Below are 15,656 nucleotides of genomic sequence, written 5' to 3'. Positions count from 1 at the left end.
TCAAACCGGCGGCAAACGCCACTCGATCGGCGTCTCGCCATTCTGCTCAAGAAACTTGTTGGTCCGGCTGAAGTGCCCGCAACCCAAAAACCCCCGATACGCCGACAATGGCGACGGGTGCACCGAGGTCAGCACCAGATGCTTGGTCGCGTCGATCAGCTTCTGCTTGCTCTGCGCATGCGCGCCCCAAAGCATGAACACCAGATGCGGCTGGCGCTCGCTGACCAGTTCAATGATCCGATCGGTGAAAAACTGCCAGCCCTTGTCTTTGTGTGCGTTGGCGGTGGCGCGCTCGACGGTCATGGTGGTGTTGAGCATCAACACGCCCTGATCGGCCCAGCTCTGCAGATAACCGTGGCTCGGGATGTCGATGTTCAGATCGCGTTTCAACTCTTTATAGATGTTGACCAACGACGGCGGCGCCGGCACGCCCGGCTGCACCGAGAAGCACAAGCCATGGGCCTGTCCCGGGCCGTGATACGGATCCTGACCGAGGATCACTACTTTCACTTTATCCAGCGGCGTCGAATTCAGGGCATTGAAAATCAGCGGACCCGGCGGATAGATTTCCTTGCCGGCCGCCCGCTCCTGCTGCAGAAAGTTGCGCAACTCTGCCATGTAAGGCTGGTCGAATTCAGCACGCAGTGCCTCCTTCCAGCTCGGTTCGAGTTTGATACGGTCGTCAGCAGTCATGGTCATACCCGGCAAAAACAATGGGGCGAACCCTAGGAAAGCCGGCCACGCTTGTCAATTGATCTGATGCACATCAGGCACTTTCCCACACAGCGATCATACTGATCGTTCAAATTCCCGATCGAGGTCACGATGAATCTGCACTTCGAAGAACTCTCCGGCACCGACGGCGCACGCCTCGGTATCGCCAGCCTGGACGCTGAAAAATCGCTGAACGCGCTGTCTCTGCCGATGATCAACGCCCTCAGCGATAAATTGAATGCCTGGGCCAAGGATCCACAAATTGTCTGCGTATTGCTGCGCGGCAATGGCGCCAAAGCCTTTTGCGCTGGCGGTGAAGTGCGCAGCCTGGTCGAAGCCTGTCGCGCCCATCCCGGCGAAGTACCGCCGCTGGCCGCGCAATTTTTCGCTGCGGAATACCGCTTGGACTACAGTCTGCACACCTACCCGAAACCGTTGATCTGCTGGGGCCACGGCTACGTGCTGGGCGGCGGCATGGGTTTGTTGCAAGGTGCGAGCACGCGGATTGTCACGCCGAGCAGCCGTTTGGCGATGCCGGAAATCACCATTGGTCTGTATCCGGATGTTGGCGCCAGCTGGTTTCTGGCGCGGCTGCCGGGCAAGCTCGGCTTGTTCCTCGGCCTGACCGGCGCACACATGAACGGCCGCGATGCGCTTGATCTGGATCTGGCCGACCGTTTCCTGCTCGACGAGCAACAGCCAGAACTGATTGAAGGCCTGTTGCAACTCAACTGGCAGGAACAGACCGCCATGCAGCTCAACAGTCTGTTCAAGGCCTTGCAGCAGGAAGCGCTGGCGCAGATGCCCGAGCCGCAGTGGCTGCCACGGCGTCGGCAGATCGACGAACTGCTCGACGTCAGCGACGTGAGTTGTGCCTGGAAAGCCATCAGCCTGCAACGTGACAGCAGCGACGCGCTGATCGCTCGAGCGGCAAAAACCCTGAGCGAAGGTTCACCCCTGACCGCGCACCTGGTGTGGGAACAGATCATCCGTGCGCGACATATGTCGCTGGCCGAAGTTTTCCAGATGGAATACACCCTGAGCCTTAATTGCTGCCGGCACCCGGAGTTCAGCGAAGGGGTTCGCGCGCGGCTGATCGACAAGGATCAAAAGCCGCACTGGCATTGGCCGGACGTCAGCAGTGTGCCGGATGCGGTGGTCGAGGCGCATTTTCACAAGGTCTGGGAGGGGCGGCATCCGTTGGCTGATCTGAGCCAATACTGACCCTCCAATAAAAAGCAGGCACAAAAAAAGCGGCGCTCAATGCGCCGCTTTTTTGTTTGCGGTGGATTACCAGCGGTTGCCACGTCCGTTGTGGTCGCCGCGACCACTGTGACGGTCGTAGTTGCCGCGACCGCGGTGATCGTTGTCCCAGCCGCCGCGACGGTGGCCGTCCCAGCCGCCACGATCATTGCCGTGCCAACGACGGCTTTCGTAGTAGCGCGGAGCCGGCTGGTAGTAGCGTGGTGCCGGTTGGTAATAACGCGGTTGCTGGTAGTAGCGCGGGGCTGGCTGATAGTAACGCGGGGCCGAATAGTACGTGCTGCCACCGCTGTAATAAGTGCCGCCACCGTTGTAGTACGCCGGCGCGGGTGAGGTGTAGACCTCTGACCTGTAATAGCTGTCTCCGTATGAATAAGGGACGCATCCGCCAATGGAAAAAAACATCACGGCAAGCAGAAGAATTCGGCGATACATGGCGGCCTCCTGGACCGCGGGTAGCCACACCAGCGACGCTGGCAGGCGTCAGTCGTTTATTCGGTGACTGACGAAGTATCTGACAGCGTTTTCAGAATCTGGTGCGTTTCTGAAACAAGTTGAAACAAGTGATTCATGAAACCTTGTTCATTCGCCAACTCCGTCATTCAGGAGCTGATTAGTGGTGCCCACCGTGGTATCCGCCGCCGTGATAACCCCGTCCATAACCGCCGTAATGGCCGCGACCACCATAGTAATAACGCGCGCCACCGTAATAGCGCGGGCCGTAATAACCGCCGTAGTAATAAGGCGAGTAATAGCCGGGAGAGTAATACGTGGCGGGATATGCATCGTAGGGACCGGCGTAGTAGTAACAACCGGACAAGCCCAGACCGAGCACGGCTCCAAGCAGTGCTCGACGCAACAGTTTCGAAATTCGCATGACGGCCTCCTGAAAGACCCACAGCCGCAACAGGACAGAGCAGCCGATACAGCTTTTGACTGACGCGGATCGATCAAGTGCCCGGTTCAGTCCGGCTTCAGATCAGTGGTGCTGGAACCCTGAAAACCACAGGTTGATGTCCAATACAGAAGCGACCATTCGCGCCGCGCATGGAGCAGTTATTTCCGCGCAGTGCCACTAGAATGCTTGCCATCGGGCCACTGCCAACGGAACTGCCATGCCGCTTCGTTCTCCGCTGTACTCGCAACGCTCACTGGTACTGACGCTGATTGCCCTGCTTGGCGCCGGTTTTCTCGCCACGTCGCTGCTCAGTTACTACGCTTCGCGCACGTCGATTCGCGACAACATCGTCAACACCGAACTGCCGCTGACATCCGACACGGTCTATTCGGAAATCCAGAAAGATCTGATCAGACCGATCCTGATTTCCTCGATGATGTCCCGCGACACCTTCATGCGCGACTGGGTGGTGAACGGCGAACAGAATCCCGAGCAGATGACCCGCTACCTCGACGAGGTCATGAGCCATTACGGCGCCTACACTGCGTTCTTCGTTTCCAACAGCACCCTCACCTACTACCACGCCAAAGGCGTGCTCAAACAGGTCAGAGTCGATGAGCCACGCGATGCCTGGTACTTCCGTGTGCGCGACATGAAAGATCCGTACGAGATCAACGTCGACCCGGATCTGGCCAACAAGGACAACCTGACGTTCTTCATCAACTACAAGGTCTACGACTACCACAACCGCTTTATCGGCGCGGCGGGCGTGGGTCTGACCGTAGATGCGGTGATCAAGCTGATCGACAAGTACCAACAGCGTTATCAACGCAGCGTGTACTTCGTCGACACCTTCGGCCGACTGGTGCTGACCGGTGCCGAGGGCGGGCCAGAAGGTGCGCATAGCGGGCAAAGCCTTGGCGAACTCGACAGCATGAGAAGTCTGGTCAGTCAGTTGCCGAAACCGCACAGCGGCAGCTACGAATACTCCGCTCACGGCCAGGGGCATTTTCTCAACGTTAGGTTTATTCCGGAGTTGAACTGGTACCTGTTCGTCGATAAACGCGAAGACGGCGCTTTGAGCGAAATCCGTCAGTCGCTCTATCTCAATCTGTTGATCTGCCTGTTGGTGACGTTGATTGTGCTGGCCTTGCTCAACCGCGTGATCAAACGATTTCAATCGAAGATCCAGGCCCAGGCCACCCTCGACAGTCTCACCGAGCTGCCGAACCGCCGTGGCTTCGATCTGCTCGCCGTGCAAGCCCTGCACGAAGCGCAACGGGAAACGAAGCCATTGACCGCGCTGTTGCTGGATCTCGATCACTTCAAGGCGTTGAACGACACCTATGGGCACATGGCCGGTGATCAGGTGCTGATCGGTTTTGCCCGCGACCTGCAAAGTTGCCTGCGCCATGCCGACATTGTCTGCCGCTGGGGCGGCGAGGAATTCATTGTGTTGCTGAAGGATACCGACGGCGACGCCGGTCAGAAAATTGCCGAGAAAATCCGCCAGCATGTCGAGCAGCACGAATATGCCTACAACGGCCACAGCCTGAATCTGACCGTGAGCATCGGCGCCACCACCCTGCAACGCGAAGACACCTTGCACAGCCTGCTGTCGCGGGCCGATCATGCGATGTATCGGGCCAAACAAACCGGCCGCAATCGCACCTGCGTGGAAATGCCTCACTCGACTTATGCCTGACGTCATCGAAAGACCCGAACTCTGCCCGGCCTGCGGCGCCCGCAACGATTGCAGCCTGGCCGATCCGCGCACCGCCGACCGCGCATGCTGGTGCTACGGCGTCAGCATCGACGCGGCCGTGCTCGAAGCCTTGCCGCCGGAACTGCGGAACAAATCCTGCCTGTGCCCGCGCTGCGCGCAGGTCGAGGCGCAACTGCAAGCGGCCAAGCCGTCGATCCCGTAAAATGCGCGCCCCGCCATCCACTGAAACCTGAACATGCGCGTCGACCGCTTCCTCAGCAACTTGCCCCGCTACAACCGTCAGCAGGTTCGCCTGTTGCTGGTGGAAAAGCGCGTACGTGTTGATGGAAAAGTCGTCACGGATCCGCACAGCGAAGTGCTGGAATTCAGCCGCGTCGAAGTCGACGACGAGGTGCTGCAACTGGGCAAACCGGCACGCTACTTCATGCTGCACAAGCCGCCGGGATGCGTCAGCGCCACCCGCGATCCGCAACATCCGACCGTGCTCGACCTGCTCGATGAACCGGACAAGGACGACTTGCACATTGCCGGACGTCTGGATTTCAACACCACCGGTTTAATGCTGATCACCAACGACGGCACCTGGTCGCGGCGCCTGACCCAGCCACAAACCAAACTGCCAAAGGTTTATTACGTCGAAACCGAGCAGGACATTGGCGCGGAGTATGCGATGACGTTTGCCGAGGGCATCTACTTCGCCTTCGAAGACCTGACCACGCAGCCTGCACATCTGGAACTGCTCGGCCCGAGGTCGGCGCGCCTGAGTATCGTCGAGGGTCGCTACCATCAAGTGAAGCGCATGTTTGGCCACTTCAACAACAAAGTATTGCGCCTGCACCGCGAATCCATGGGCCCGCTGCTGCTCGATCACGCGCTAAAACCGGGCGAGTACCGCGCTTTGCGCACCGAAGAGATTCATTTGTTCTAAGCCCGCGACCGCTCAGCAGAAGTTGTCGAACAATTTACCAACGGCACTTGCGCGATCCTCCTCCCCCTGCTTGAATCAGGACGTCGGCCAAATTGTGACCGATTAGTCACACCATACATCCAAGAAACTTTTTGCCGGTCGTCAGCCCTCTGGGTTGCGCCTCAGCCGGCAGACTGCCCGCCAATAACAATACCCGTCGACCGCTGTCATGGATCGACATGGGCCAAGCAAATTCCAGGCGTATGCCTACCTGTCACAAAGCTCGTGCAATCTCTTTTTGCGCGCATACCCGCTTGCTTGCCAGGAGTCTTATGACATGAGGCCAGAAATCGCTGTGCTGGATATACAGGGTCAGTATCGGGTTTACACGGAGTTCTATCGCGCAGACGCCGCAGAAAAGACCATCATCCTGGTCAACGGCTCGATGGCCACGACTGCGTCGTTTGCACAAACCGTGAAGAACCTGCACCCGCAATTCAACGTGGTCTGCTACGACCAGCCCTACGCGGGCCGGTCAAAAGCCCACAACCGTCACGAGAAACATCTGACGAAAGAAGTCGAAGGGCAGATCCTGCTGGAGCTGATCGACCACTTCGCCGCCGAACACGTGTTGTCGTTCTCCTGGGGCGGCGCCGCGACGCTCGTGGCCCTCGCGCACCAGCCACGGCGCATCGAGAAAGCCGTGATCAGCTCGTTCTCGCCAGTGATCAACGCGCACATGCTCGATTACCTGGAACGCGGCGTCGATTACCTTGGCCAGCGCGACGGCGATCGGGTCGGTGAACTGGTCAACAGCACCATCGGCAAACACTTGCCGTCGCTGTTCAAACGCTTCAACTATCGCCACGTCAGCAGCCTGGCCGAGCACGAATACGGGCAGATGCACTTCCACATCAGTGACGTGCTGCACAGCGATCGCCAGTGCTATTTGAACGCGGCGAAGAGAATCAACGTACCGGTGCTGTTTCTCAACGGCGAATGGGACGAATACACCGCCGCCGAGGATGCGCGCCTGTTCGGCAACCACGTAGCGCAGAGCACCTTCACCACCCTGCAAGCTACCGGGCACTTCCTCGACATGGAGCATAAAGCGGCGTGCCGCGATAGCCAGAACGCCCTGCTCGGCTTCTTGAAACCGGCACCGCAGGCGAGCCGCACGCGATACTCGTTTGTTCAGGATCAACATGCATTGGCTATTTGAAAGAGCGTCGTCGCGAGCGAGGCTGCCGGGCTGAGATTTTGCTTTTCTCACCGCAGTGCTCGCCCGCGATTGACCGTTTTCAGTGATTTAAAGCGTTCATGAGTAAAAGAAAAACTTCAAATCCGTGGCCGAGTCTGGTACAAAGTCAGCCGCTCTGAGCGGGTATAGTTTAATGGTAGAACAGTAGCTTCCCAAGCTTCCGACGAGGGTTCGATTCCCTCTACCCGCTCCACTCGAATATTGGTCTCACGTTGTGTTTTTTGACGGGGGATGCAGGGATAGAAAAAACCGGCCTATAGGGCCGGTTTTTTTGTGGCTGGGATTTGAGGTTGGCCGTTTGGGCAGCGCGGAATGATTCGGAAACACATCATTGATTGCAGATACCCCCTCCCCTCTTACGCTTTGATCTCTCTAACGAGAATCCTTGAGAAGCATGCGACGCACGAACTGATGCCCATGCTCGGGATCAATGACGGAGCAATTCCATGACAATCGGATTCAAACAGGAGTACGCAAGCCCATTCGCAGACTTCATCCGTAATGCGAAATCGGACGAAAAAAAGCGTGTTTACCGTGAAGTTCTGACCGAAGCTACCAAGAAGCAGAATGAGGTGATGCTGGCCGCACATACCAAGCATTCGGCGGTTGGCGCAGGTTTAAATGCGTAAGCTGATCGAAGTGATGACTTCAGGGGATTTCTCCTGTTGTGATCAGATTCAAGAATTGCTCTGAGTTGATGATGAAAGCTCCAGCCTCAAGTGCTTTGGAAACTTTGGTTGGCCCCGCATTTTCACCATAACAAAGAAACGTCAGCGTCTTGCCTGCCGTACTCATGACCCTCAACCCATATTCCACTGCTTTTTGCTCAAGCTCAGCCCGTTGTGCAGCTGCGAACCCAGTGAAAAGAATTTGATTGATCCTACCCGGTGACATTTTCGGATGAGGCGTTTGCGAAGCGGCTTTTGAAGCAACGAGCGCCGGTGGCTTTCGATTGTGCTGAAGCCTCGGAGAAGGAGGAGCGGCCTCATTTAAGAGCAGCTCAGCCCCAAGCAATACTTCGATGATGCGATCCTTGCGATAGGTTTTAGGAAAGGTATCGCTGGCAGATCGTCCTTGAATGTAAACCGAATTCTCTGACCATTGAATTAACTCCCGCTGACTTAAATCGCCCTTTGCATCTCTATAGCTGAATTTTAGAGTCGACATCCGTTTCACTCCCTTCTGACGATCACATGGCCAAATTCCATGCATTACTACGCTGGCTTTATCGAGAGGTGATCCCTTTCAACAGGCTCGTTGAGTGTCCATGACCTTCATTAGAGTTCAACGTTAGCAGCCCGAGCAGTGACGTCAGAAAAAGATGTGTTCCAATATTTTGCAGCGGAAGATCGCCCCATGAACATAAGCAAAACCGGGTAACAAACCCACCTCGCCATCGCTTCGGTCTTACCTAGACTGCGCTAAGCCAACCACCCAACAGAGAACGACGACCGCCCGGTGGTTATAGTGTTGATCATAAAAATTCAATAGGTATAGTACCCACCAAGCACACCACAAGGAGGTGTTGTGAATAGCCGTTTTTTAATCGGCCAACTCGTCGCAGACGGTTGGTATCTGGTACGGATCAAAGGAAGTCACCATCACTTCAAGCATCCGACCAAACCTGGACTGGTCGCCGTGCCACATCCGAAAAAGGATCTGCTGAAGAAAACGGCCATCAGTATTTTGCAGCAGCCGCTGCTTTGACTCTCTGAGTCAGTTGCGCCATGGAGGACAACGAATATGCTCTACCCGATTGCGATTTCAATTGGCGATGACCAACACGCCTGGGGTGTAGAAGTCCCGGACATTCCTGGATGCTTTTCCGCTGGAGAGGATCTGGACGATGCCGTCGCCATGGCTCGCGAAGCCATCGAAGGTCATTTCGAGATTCTCGCGGACGACGGCGCTCCCATTCCAGCGGCCAGCAAGCTGAGCCTGCACGTGGCCAACCCGAAATACACCGGCTGTGCATGGGCCGTGGTGGATATCGATGTGCTCAAGTATTTGGGCAAAGCCCAAAAACTCAACATCACCCTGCCGGGCCACTTGCTCAACCGCATTGATGAGTATGTGTTGCATCACCCGGAAGAGAAAAGCCGTTCCGGGTTTCTGGCTTCGGCAGCGTTGAAGGTGTTGCAGCAGGGTTAAGTCCTGGCGCTTGGGAACCGGCCTCATGGGCCGGTTTTTTTATGCCTGTCAGATATCGACTTTGATGCGACTACTCATCCGGCACAACCTTATCCAGCGCCTGATTTACCGCCAACTCCCCCAACATGACGACCTGTGCAATGCCGAGCGCTGTCTTGCGGTGTGAGGTGTCGAGCAGTGCGGCGAAGTTGTTGAGCATGGTGGTGGCCGAGCCGAGGGTTTCGCTGGCGTTGGCGAGCAAGGATTCGGTGTCGTAGGCAGGGTTGGCGAGGTACATCGGTTCGGGTTCGCGGGTGGAACCCATGATCTGCGCGGTTGGGCTGAGGTAGTGGTCGAGGGCGCGCTCGGCGGCTTCGTGGAATTTCTTTGAATCAGGTGATTCGTAGGGGGAGGCCGGATCGGTTTCCGGCGGATTTGGCGTTACTTTGTACATGGGCTTGGTACCTATCAATAGGGGCCGCAACCAATCTCGCTACTAAACGGATGGGAGGCAGCTGTGCGCAAGTTAGTAGACCGGACCCCAAACCCTAAATCCGGCGCACCCGAGGGCGCCATGCGCACAGCCACCATCGAGTACAAGCATTCGCCTGTTTGAATGGTACTTGTGCAGCCATTTAGGGGGGATTCCGGGCTACTAAACCCGATCACTGGAAATCAGTGACGCGAACCAAGTTACCGACCGCCCCTAAAGCGCACAAGCCGGCGGATTCTGGCGTAGCGGTAGGCAACGGCGCAAGGATTTGTAGGCTTCAGGACGTAACACTGCACGCCTTTAAACGCCTCACCCGGAAGATGTTTACGCAGCGATAACACATAGCGATTTTCCCGACATTACAGATCCACAACACTCCACCGGTTTTCACCTCCCACCCAACCGACTAGCATTTCCCCATCAGCCACCACCCTCCCCCTGCGCGGCCATTGACGAATACGCGCCATCACTTTCGAGGGATTCCAATCGCGGCCACTTTGCCGCTGACGATCGAACTCAAAAGAGCCTTCACCATGACGCAAAACATTTACGACGATCCCGAATTCTTCCAGGGCTACAGCCAGATGAACCGCTCCATCGGCGGCCTCGACGCGGCGCCTGAGTGGCCGGCGCTCAAGGCGTTATTGCCGTCCATGCACGACTTGAACGTGGTGGATCTGGGTTGCGGTTATGGCTGGTTCAGCCGTTGGGCCATCGAGAATGGCGCGGCGAGCGTGCTGGGGCTGGATGTCTCGGAGAAGATGCTGGAGCGCGCGCGCGAAACCACCTCGGCGGCGAACGTCCGCTACGAACGCGCCGATCTTGAACAGCTCGACTTGCCCGTGTGCAGTTTCGATCTGGCCTACAGCTCTCTGGCACTGCATTACATCAAGGATCTGCCGGGGCTGTTTGCCCACCTGTACGCCGCGCTGAAACCGGGTTCGCACTTTGTGTTCTCTATCGAGCATCCGATCTTCATGGCCCCGCGCAATCCCGGCTGGCTGATCGACAACGAGGGGCACAAGCGCTGGCCACTGGACAGTTATCAGATGGAGGGCGAGCGGGTGACGAACTGGCTGGCCGACGGCGTGATCAAGCAACATCGTACGGTCGGGACGTTGCTCAATTCGCTGATCGCTGCTGGTTTCACCCTTCGTCATCTCAACGAATGGGGCCCGAGCGATGCCGAAGTGGCGGCACAACCGGCGCTGGCGGAAGAGCGCGAAAGGCCAATGATGATGTTGGTGGCGGTGCAGCGCTGAGACCAAATCTTTCGACCGGCCAGCCCGGGTTTTAGGGTGATAATGCGCGGGCGATTCAATCGCCCGCTTTTCCATCGGGCAACAGAATATCCGGCGCACTCAAACGTGCGTCGAGGCAACACCCACCACTCAAGGAAGCAAGATGCAGATCACCCAGGGACAACGACTACCTCTTTCAAACATTCTTCAGGGGCAATCGCTCACACTCGCAGTTCAGATCCAGTCCAGCGATGTGATCGATTTCGTCTGCTTCGGCGTCGACGCGCAGGGCAAACTTTCCGACGATCGCTACATGGTCTTTTTCAACCAGCCGACCACGCCGTGCGCCAGCGTAAAGATCGAAGATCAGGGGCGTTTTCAGATCAATCTTGCGCAATTGCCAGCGTCGATTGATCGCTTGGTGTTCACGGCCTCCATCGACGGTGCCGGGGCGATGAGCGCAATCGGTGCCAGCCACTTCACGGTGTCCAACCCTGCCGGCCAGGCCGTCGCCCACTGCGCTTTTTCCGGCGCAACGTTCAGCGCCGAAAAAGCCATCATGGTGGCCGAGTTGTATCGCAAAAACGGCGAGTGGCGCCTGCTCTCGAACCTGCAAGGGTACGCACAAGGCCTGGATGCGTTGGTGAACCACTTTGGTGGCGAAGTGGCCGAAAGCCCTGCACCCGCACCAGCCCCGGTGAAAATATCCCTCGAGAAAAAAATCGCCGACGCCGCACCGCATCTGGTCAGTCTGGCGAAGAAAGCGCAGATCAGCCTGGAGAAAGCCAACCTCACCCAGACCAAGGCCCGGGTGGTGCTGGTGCTCGACGCTTCCGGCTCGATGAACCATCAGTACGCAAAGGGGCGGGTGCAGGAAGTCGTCGACCGGTTACTGCCGCTGGCGGTGTCGTTCGATGAGGACGGCGAACTCGATTGCTGGGCGTTCGGCGCCAAGCCTTTGCGCCTCTCGCCAGTGACCCTGAGCAATCACAAAGCCTTCATCGATACCGACAATGGCGGCTGGAGAAAATGGGAGCTGGGCAGCCGCATCAACGATGAGCCCAAAGTCATCCAGAAGGTCATCGAGCAGTTTCAGCAAAGCAATGACGGTACACCGATGTATGTGCTGTTCATCAGCGACGGCGGCGTGTCCCAAAGCACCAAGATTACCCGTCTGATGGTCGAGGCGGCCAACTTGCCGATCTTCTGGCAATTCGTCGGACTCGGTGGCCACGGCTACGGCATTCTGGAGAAACTCGACACCCTGACGGGGCGCGTAGTAGACAACTGCGGTTTCTTTGCTCTGGACGATCTGCACGACATCTCTGAAGAGCAGCTCTACGACATGTTGATGGCGGAATTCCCGATCTGGCTCGAAGAGGCCAAGGCCAAGGGCATCATTCGCTGACGATTTGCCGACAACCCGCGCACGGGGTCGTCCTGCGCGGACCGGGGACTCAATCCAGTGCCGACATCGGCAGCGGTGTGATGGCAGCGAATCGCGCCGAACGGTCAAGCTTGACCCGCGCGCCAAAATTGTCGAGTGCCGCGACCGGATCGATTTCACTCAGTCGGTCGAAGTTCAGCGAATTCCATTGGCTGCGTGAAATCACCACCGAGATCACATAGTGATCCTCGACTGTCCCGCTGGCCGCATCATCACGCTGGATATAACCCGACACCAGCACGTTGCCGATTCCGGGCAACAACGCAAAAACCTCACCCGTCACCCGAAACAACGAACCGTAACAAATCGCAACGAAGTCGCGGCGCGCCTGGGCATCGGTGCGTTTCTTGAAGGTCAGGCGACCATTGCCAGTGGCTTGGGCAATACGCCGTGGCATATCGCTTTCGTCCGGTAGATCAATATCCAGCGCGATGCCGCACACATCCTGAGAAAACTCGTAGGCCACCCGGGTATCCTTGGGCCACGCAATGCCGCTCAGCACATAGTTGAGCGCCTTCTCCATTTGCGCACTAAAGCCTTTGGCCGATAAGCGGAAAGCCTTTTCGATCTCTGTCCGCTCGAACTCATGGGCATCGCGAGTGGCCTGCCATTCGGCGAGTTCCTGAGCGTAAGCTGCCAACTGCGATTCGGCCTGCCGAACGACTTTCGCTGCACGCAGGAGCATTCGATCGACAAGGCCTGGGGTCAACTGCACAGGCATTGCCGGGGCCTCTATGGAAAAAGGCGCGGGAATCGCCGGCAGCGATCCTGGGCGCGGTGTCGGCAAATGCACCCCAAGGCAATCCTCAAGATCACGATTGATCGTCTGCGCGGCCTTCTCCAGCAACTGCTGAATGTCCTGCTCCTTCTGGGCCTTCACCCGTTTGACGATGGCTGCCGACAACGGTTGATCATCGATATCGGTGATCAGCAGAGTGCCCTCGTCGGTGACCTTGATCTTCACCGGGCCGGTGTACTCCGTTGCCGCAGTGCGCTGCCGAGCAGGACGATCAATGCGCTCACGATAGGACAGCCCCGTACCGGGCAGCCCCGCATTGAGGTAAGTGCCATTGCGGCCAATGGTCATGCTCAGGCCCCGAGGACCGATTGAAGTGCTCACCCCGGAACCGCTGATATTCAGGCGCACGCCCGGCACCAACGTAATCCGTTTGCTGAACCGAAATCCCATGATTGCTCCTTGCGTCCTGTCTGGCTGAGGTCAGCACCGCGACCGTGAAGGCTTACGTTCTGCCAGCGATGTAGTCGTCAATCGAAGAGAACTGCCGATGCCGGCACATCCACCCCGAGAGGAATACAAAAACCGTCGTCACCGCCACGGCCCAACCGCGCTTGCGCCGGGCCTCGCGCTTGTTGCTGGCGTTGCTGGCGAACAAAATCAGCATCATCAGGCAGTAAAACGTCAGCAAGGCGATTTTTGCGAACAGTGCGAGCAAGAAATACAACGACACGCCGTTGCTGCGGTACGTCTGCACAATCACCTGCAAGGCCATGAGCGACGCCAGCACCCCGGCGGCAATCGCCGAATAGCGGGCAGGAATTTCCAGCCAAGCATTGCAGATAAAGTAGGTGCCAATACCGAGGATTGGCGTGAGACTGGTCCACAGTGCGTCGGTGTAGTCCTGGTAAATCGTCATCGATCCCCGATGATGCAACCAGACACAGATCAGCAGCAAAACCGCCATGACAAACAGCGCGATTTTCAGGTTCAGAACCGCTTGATGATCGTCCGCCGCATTGCGTACGGAACTTGCCGGCCTGGCCGTTGCCGATGCCTGTACGGGGCCGGGATTAACTGCAGAATCGAGGGTCGCCGCAGGCACGATCGGTTTAGTGGCGGAGCCGACCACGAGCCTGGCAGGTTTTGCCAACTGCTGCGTCAGCTCGCTGAGCCTTTGTGACATCGAGGACGACAGGCACTGCCCGGTTTTGCAGTTGTCGCGCAAACGCAGCCACTCACGCTGCTGCTGGCGGACGTCAGTGGGGTTAGAGGCACTTTCCAGCACACGAACGTACTTGGCGTTCAATTGCTCATCCAGCAGGCCGAGGGCACCCTCTGCGCAGATTGCGTTTTCGGCAAAAGTGGTGGCCTTGGAACAATCAAAACTTGCTGCCGATACCGGGGCAGCGCACAGCGCCAGCAGCAAGCCAAAGAGGCTTGAGCCGAGAAACAAGCGTGACATGGTCGAAATCCCTTTTGTGTACGCAAACCCTGCGGTAGATGCCCGACGACGTTGCCAGAACGCCAACCATCCACTCGCCGAAACATTCCCTTTTTTTCTTTCAAGTACCACTTCCGCACGAACGACGGACAAGAAAAAGCCCCCTCGCGAGGGGGCCTTCTCAACCCTTGCGGGTTAGCCGATACTCACACCGTGGGCTTCAGCCAGAGGCTTCAGGCCGCCAGCAAAACCCTGGCCGATCGCCTTGAACTTGAACTCTTCACCGTTACGGTACAGCTCACCGAAAATCATCGCGGTTTCGGTGGAAGCGTCTTCGCTCAGGTCGTAGCGAGCCAGCTCTTTACCGTCAGCCTTGTTGATCACTCGGATGTAGGCGTTGGACACCTGACCGAAGCTTTGCTTGCGGGCTTCGGCGTCGTGGATGGTCACCGAGAACACCAGTTTCTTCACAGCAGCCGCCAGGCCGTTGAGCTTGACGGTGGCTTGCTCGTCGTCGCCTTCACCAGCGCCCGAGCGGTTGTCGCCCAGGTGCTCGACGGAGCCGTCGGCGGATTTTTTGTTGTTGTAGAAAATGAAACCGTTGTCGTCGAGGACTTTGCCGTTTTCACCCACGATGAAAATCGAAGCATCCAGGTCGAACTCGGTGCCGTCAGTGACACGCGGATCCCAACCCAGGCCCACGATCACTTCGGACAGGCCCGGAGCTTCTTTGGACAGCGAAACGTTGCCACCTTTGGACAGACTTACAGCCATGTTCACATTCCTTTTGTTGGGGGTTGGTTAAAAGTTCATGCCGTAGGAGTTGGCCAGGGCGCGCAGACCACCGGCATAACCCTGACCAACGGCGCGGAATTTCCACTCGCCGTTGTGGCGATACAGTTCGGCGAACACCATCGCCGTTTCGGTCGAGGCGTCTTCAGCCAGGTCGTAGCGGACCACTTCGGCACTGGTCACGTCATTGACCACGCGGATGAACGAACCACCCACCTGACCAAAGCTCTGCTTGCGCGATTCGGCGTCATGGATGGTGACAACGAAAACCACCTTTTCCACGTCGGCCGGAACACGGCTCAGGTCGACCTTGATCACTTCGTCGTCGCCGTCGCCAGCACCGGTGCGGTTGTCACCGGTGTGCTCAACCGAACCGTCCAGGCTTTTCAGTTGGTTGTAGAAAATGAAGTCGGCTTCGCTGCGGACCTTGCCGTTCGCACCCAGCAGAAGAGCGCTCGCGTCCAGGTCAAACTCTGCGCCGTCAGTGGCGCGCGGGTCCCAGCCCAGGCCAACCAGAATCTTGCTCAGGCTCGGGTCGGTTTTGGTCAGCGACAGGTTTGCACCCTTTTGAAGAGTCAGTGCCATGGGGTATTACTCCTTGTGG

19 protein-coding genes and 1 tRNA gene are annotated in these 15,656 nt (G+C 57.5%); 11 read left to right on the top strand and 9 right to left on the bottom strand.

Annotated elements, in window-relative coordinates; all coding sequences use genetic code 11:
- Entirely contained in the window at positions 1-693 is a 693-nt protein-coding gene (gene ung / locus AC3WMT_RS20395; RefSeq protein WP_103305638.1) for a uracil-DNA glycosylase, read from the bottom strand.
- A 132-nt stretch (positions 694-825) separates the two neighbouring features.
- Here ung and dspII point away from each other — a divergent pair, with 132 nt between their 5' ends.
- Positions 826-1,938: an enoyl-CoA hydratase/isomerase DspII gene (gene dspII / locus AC3WMT_RS20390; protein ID WP_103305587.1), complete on the top strand. Its 1,113-nt coding sequence runs from the start codon at positions 826-828 to the stop codon at positions 1,936-1,938.
- 66 nt (positions 1,939-2,004) lie between these two features.
- On the opposite strand, the gene AC3WMT_RS20385 is transcribed toward dspII, so the two are convergent.
- Positions 2,005-2,412, bottom strand: a complete 408-nt coding sequence (locus AC3WMT_RS20385; protein ID WP_103305586.1) for a hypothetical protein — start codon at positions 2,410-2,412, stop codon at positions 2,005-2,007.
- A 178-nt stretch (positions 2,413-2,590) separates the two neighbouring features.
- Complete coding sequence (locus tag AC3WMT_RS20380) at positions 2,591-2,854, bottom strand: hypothetical protein (RefSeq protein WP_103305585.1); 264 nt, start codon at positions 2,852-2,854, stop codon at positions 2,591-2,593.
- Positions 2,855-3,092: 238 nt separating this feature from the next.
- Between AC3WMT_RS20380 and AC3WMT_RS20375 the strand changes: the two genes are divergently transcribed.
- From AC3WMT_RS20375 to AC3WMT_RS20350, 6 genes are all read left to right on the top strand, one after another.
- Positions 3,093-4,580, top strand: a complete 1,488-nt coding sequence (locus AC3WMT_RS20375; protein ID WP_103305584.1) for a sensor domain-containing diguanylate cyclase — start codon at positions 3,093-3,095, stop codon at positions 4,578-4,580.
- The gene (locus AC3WMT_RS20370; protein ID WP_103305583.1) at positions 4,573-4,803 is read left to right on the top strand and encodes a cysteine-rich CWC family protein; all 231 of its coding nucleotides are present in this window, start codon (positions 4,573-4,575) and stop codon (positions 4,801-4,803) included. Before AC3WMT_RS20375 ends, AC3WMT_RS20370 begins: the two co-directional genes overlap by 8 nt.
- Positions 4,804-4,836: 33 nt before the next feature.
- On the top strand, positions 4,837-5,529 hold the full coding sequence (locus tag AC3WMT_RS20365) for a pseudouridine synthase (RefSeq protein ID WP_103305582.1): 693 nt from the start codon (positions 4,837-4,839) through the stop codon (positions 5,527-5,529).
- Positions 5,530-5,845: 316 nt separating this feature from the next.
- Positions 5,846-6,730 carry an alpha/beta fold hydrolase gene (locus AC3WMT_RS20360; protein WP_103305581.1) on the top strand — a complete coding sequence of 295 codons (885 nt, stop codon included), beginning with the start codon at positions 5,846-5,848 and terminating at the stop codon, positions 6,728-6,730.
- Positions 6,731-6,888: 158 nt separating this feature from the next.
- Positions 6,889-6,962: transfer RNA gene (locus AC3WMT_RS20355), tRNA-Gly, on the top strand.
- A gap of 253 nt (positions 6,963-7,215) precedes the next feature.
- Positions 7,216-7,398 carry a hypothetical protein gene (locus AC3WMT_RS20350; RefSeq protein WP_103305580.1) on the top strand — a complete coding sequence of 61 codons (183 nt, stop codon included), beginning with the start codon at positions 7,216-7,218 and terminating at the stop codon, positions 7,396-7,398.
- A 19-nt stretch (positions 7,399-7,417) separates the two neighbouring features.
- Here AC3WMT_RS20350 and AC3WMT_RS20345 read toward each other — a convergent pair whose 3' ends face one another.
- A complete protein-coding gene (locus AC3WMT_RS20345) occupies positions 7,418-7,936 on the bottom strand; it encodes a BRCT domain-containing protein (protein ID WP_103305579.1) in 519 nt (172 codons plus the stop codon).
- A 360-nt stretch (positions 7,937-8,296) separates the two neighbouring features.
- Here AC3WMT_RS20345 and AC3WMT_RS20340 point away from each other — a divergent pair, with 360 nt between their 5' ends.
- Both AC3WMT_RS20340 and AC3WMT_RS20335 read left to right on the top strand, forming a co-directional pair.
- Complete coding sequence (locus AC3WMT_RS20340) at positions 8,297-8,476, top strand: type II toxin-antitoxin system HicA family toxin (RefSeq protein ID WP_103305578.1); 180 nt, start codon at positions 8,297-8,299, stop codon at positions 8,474-8,476.
- Positions 8,477-8,512: 36 nt separating this feature from the next.
- Positions 8,513-8,920 carry a type II toxin-antitoxin system HicB family antitoxin gene (locus tag AC3WMT_RS20335; RefSeq protein ID WP_103305577.1) on the top strand — a complete coding sequence of 136 codons (408 nt, stop codon included), beginning with the start codon at positions 8,513-8,515 and terminating at the stop codon, positions 8,918-8,920.
- A 70-nt stretch (positions 8,921-8,990) separates the two neighbouring features.
- Here the strand turns inward: AC3WMT_RS20335 and AC3WMT_RS20330 are convergent, their stop codons facing one another.
- Positions 8,991-9,353, bottom strand: a complete 363-nt coding sequence (locus AC3WMT_RS20330) for a DUF6124 family protein (RefSeq protein ID WP_103305576.1) — start codon at positions 9,351-9,353, stop codon at positions 8,991-8,993.
- Positions 9,354-9,925: 572 nt separating this feature from the next.
- Here AC3WMT_RS20330 and AC3WMT_RS20325 point away from each other — a divergent pair.
- Both AC3WMT_RS20325 and AC3WMT_RS20320 read left to right on the top strand, forming a co-directional pair.
- Complete coding sequence (locus AC3WMT_RS20325; protein WP_103305575.1) at positions 9,926-10,654, top strand: class I SAM-dependent methyltransferase; 729 nt, start codon at positions 9,926-9,928, stop codon at positions 10,652-10,654.
- A 142-nt stretch (positions 10,655-10,796) separates the two neighbouring features.
- A complete protein-coding gene (locus AC3WMT_RS20320; RefSeq protein WP_103305574.1) occupies positions 10,797-12,041 on the top strand; it encodes a VWA domain-containing protein in 1,245 nt (414 codons plus the stop codon).
- 49 nt (positions 12,042-12,090) lie between these two features.
- On the opposite strand, the gene AC3WMT_RS20315 is transcribed toward AC3WMT_RS20320, so the two are convergent.
- The 4 genes from AC3WMT_RS20315 to AC3WMT_RS20300 form a co-directional block, all read right to left on the bottom strand.
- Positions 12,091-13,269, bottom strand: a complete 1,179-nt coding sequence (locus AC3WMT_RS20315; RefSeq protein WP_103305573.1) for a DUF4236 domain-containing protein — start codon at positions 13,267-13,269, stop codon at positions 12,091-12,093.
- 52 nt (positions 13,270-13,321) lie between these two features.
- Positions 13,322-14,281 (bottom strand): lysozyme inhibitor LprI family protein, encoded by a 960-nt coding sequence (locus AC3WMT_RS20310; protein ID WP_103305572.1) that lies wholly within the window; start codon positions 14,279-14,281, stop codon positions 13,322-13,324.
- Between the two features lie 174 nt (positions 14,282-14,455).
- Complete coding sequence (locus AC3WMT_RS20305; protein WP_103305571.1) at positions 14,456-15,034, bottom strand: TerD family protein; 579 nt, start codon at positions 15,032-15,034, stop codon at positions 14,456-14,458.
- 27 nt (positions 15,035-15,061) lie between these two features.
- Positions 15,062-15,637, bottom strand: a complete 576-nt coding sequence (locus AC3WMT_RS20300; protein WP_103305570.1) for a TerD family protein — start codon at positions 15,635-15,637, stop codon at positions 15,062-15,064.
- Positions 15,638-15,656: the final 19 nt, after the last annotated feature.

It is taken from the genome of Pseudomonas sp. FW305-7 (assembly GCF_058786735.1).
The sequence above is the reverse complement of the archived record's forward strand: the minus strand, read 5'-3'. Positions and strand labels throughout refer to the sequence as shown.

What these genes read in the sequence shown, in the direction of transcription:
- ung (WP_103305638.1), bottom strand. Translation starts at nt 693, where the DNA reads ATGACTGCTGACGACCGTATCAAACTCGAACCGAGCTGGAAGGAGGCA.
- dspII (WP_103305587.1), top strand. Translation starts at nt 826, where the DNA reads ATGAATCTGCACTTCGAAGAACTCTCCGGCACCGACGGCGCACGCCTC.
- AC3WMT_RS20385 (WP_103305586.1), bottom strand. Translation starts at nt 2,412, where the DNA reads ATGTATCGCCGAATTCTTCTGCTTGCCGTGATGTTTTTTTCCATTGGC.
- AC3WMT_RS20380 (WP_103305585.1), bottom strand. Translation starts at nt 2,854, where the DNA reads ATGCGAATTTCGAAACTGTTGCGTCGAGCACTGCTTGGAGCCGTGCTC.
- AC3WMT_RS20375 (WP_103305584.1), top strand. Translation starts at nt 3,093, where the DNA reads ATGCCGCTTCGTTCTCCGCTGTACTCGCAACGCTCACTGGTACTGACG.
- AC3WMT_RS20370 (WP_103305583.1), top strand. Translation starts at nt 4,573, where the DNA reads ATGCCTGACGTCATCGAAAGACCCGAACTCTGCCCGGCCTGCGGCGCC.
- AC3WMT_RS20365 (WP_103305582.1), top strand. Translation starts at nt 4,837, where the DNA reads ATGCGCGTCGACCGCTTCCTCAGCAACTTGCCCCGCTACAACCGTCAG.
- AC3WMT_RS20360 (WP_103305581.1), top strand. Translation starts at nt 5,846, where the DNA reads ATGAGGCCAGAAATCGCTGTGCTGGATATACAGGGTCAGTATCGGGTT.
- AC3WMT_RS20350 (WP_103305580.1), top strand. Translation starts at nt 7,216, where the DNA reads ATGACAATCGGATTCAAACAGGAGTACGCAAGCCCATTCGCAGACTTC.
- AC3WMT_RS20345 (WP_103305579.1), bottom strand. Translation starts at nt 7,936, where the DNA reads ATGTCGACTCTAAAATTCAGCTATAGAGATGCAAAGGGCGATTTAAGT.
- AC3WMT_RS20335 (WP_103305577.1), top strand. Translation starts at nt 8,513, where the DNA reads ATGCTCTACCCGATTGCGATTTCAATTGGCGATGACCAACACGCCTGG.
- AC3WMT_RS20330 (WP_103305576.1), bottom strand. Translation starts at nt 9,353, where the DNA reads ATGTACAAAGTAACGCCAAATCCGCCGGAAACCGATCCGGCCTCCCCC.
- AC3WMT_RS20325 (WP_103305575.1), top strand. Translation starts at nt 9,926, where the DNA reads ATGACGCAAAACATTTACGACGATCCCGAATTCTTCCAGGGCTACAGC.
- AC3WMT_RS20320 (WP_103305574.1), top strand. Translation starts at nt 10,797, where the DNA reads ATGCAGATCACCCAGGGACAACGACTACCTCTTTCAAACATTCTTCAG.
- AC3WMT_RS20315 (WP_103305573.1), bottom strand. Translation starts at nt 13,269, where the DNA reads ATGGGATTTCGGTTCAGCAAACGGATTACGTTGGTGCCGGGCGTGCGC.
- AC3WMT_RS20310 (WP_103305572.1), bottom strand. Translation starts at nt 14,281, where the DNA reads ATGTCACGCTTGTTTCTCGGCTCAAGCCTCTTTGGCTTGCTGCTGGCG.
- AC3WMT_RS20305 (WP_103305571.1), bottom strand. Translation starts at nt 15,034, where the DNA reads ATGGCTGTAAGTCTGTCCAAAGGTGGCAACGTTTCGCTGTCCAAAGAA.
- AC3WMT_RS20300 (WP_103305570.1), bottom strand. Translation starts at nt 15,637, where the DNA reads ATGGCACTGACTCTTCAAAAGGGTGCAAACCTGTCGCTGACCAAAACC.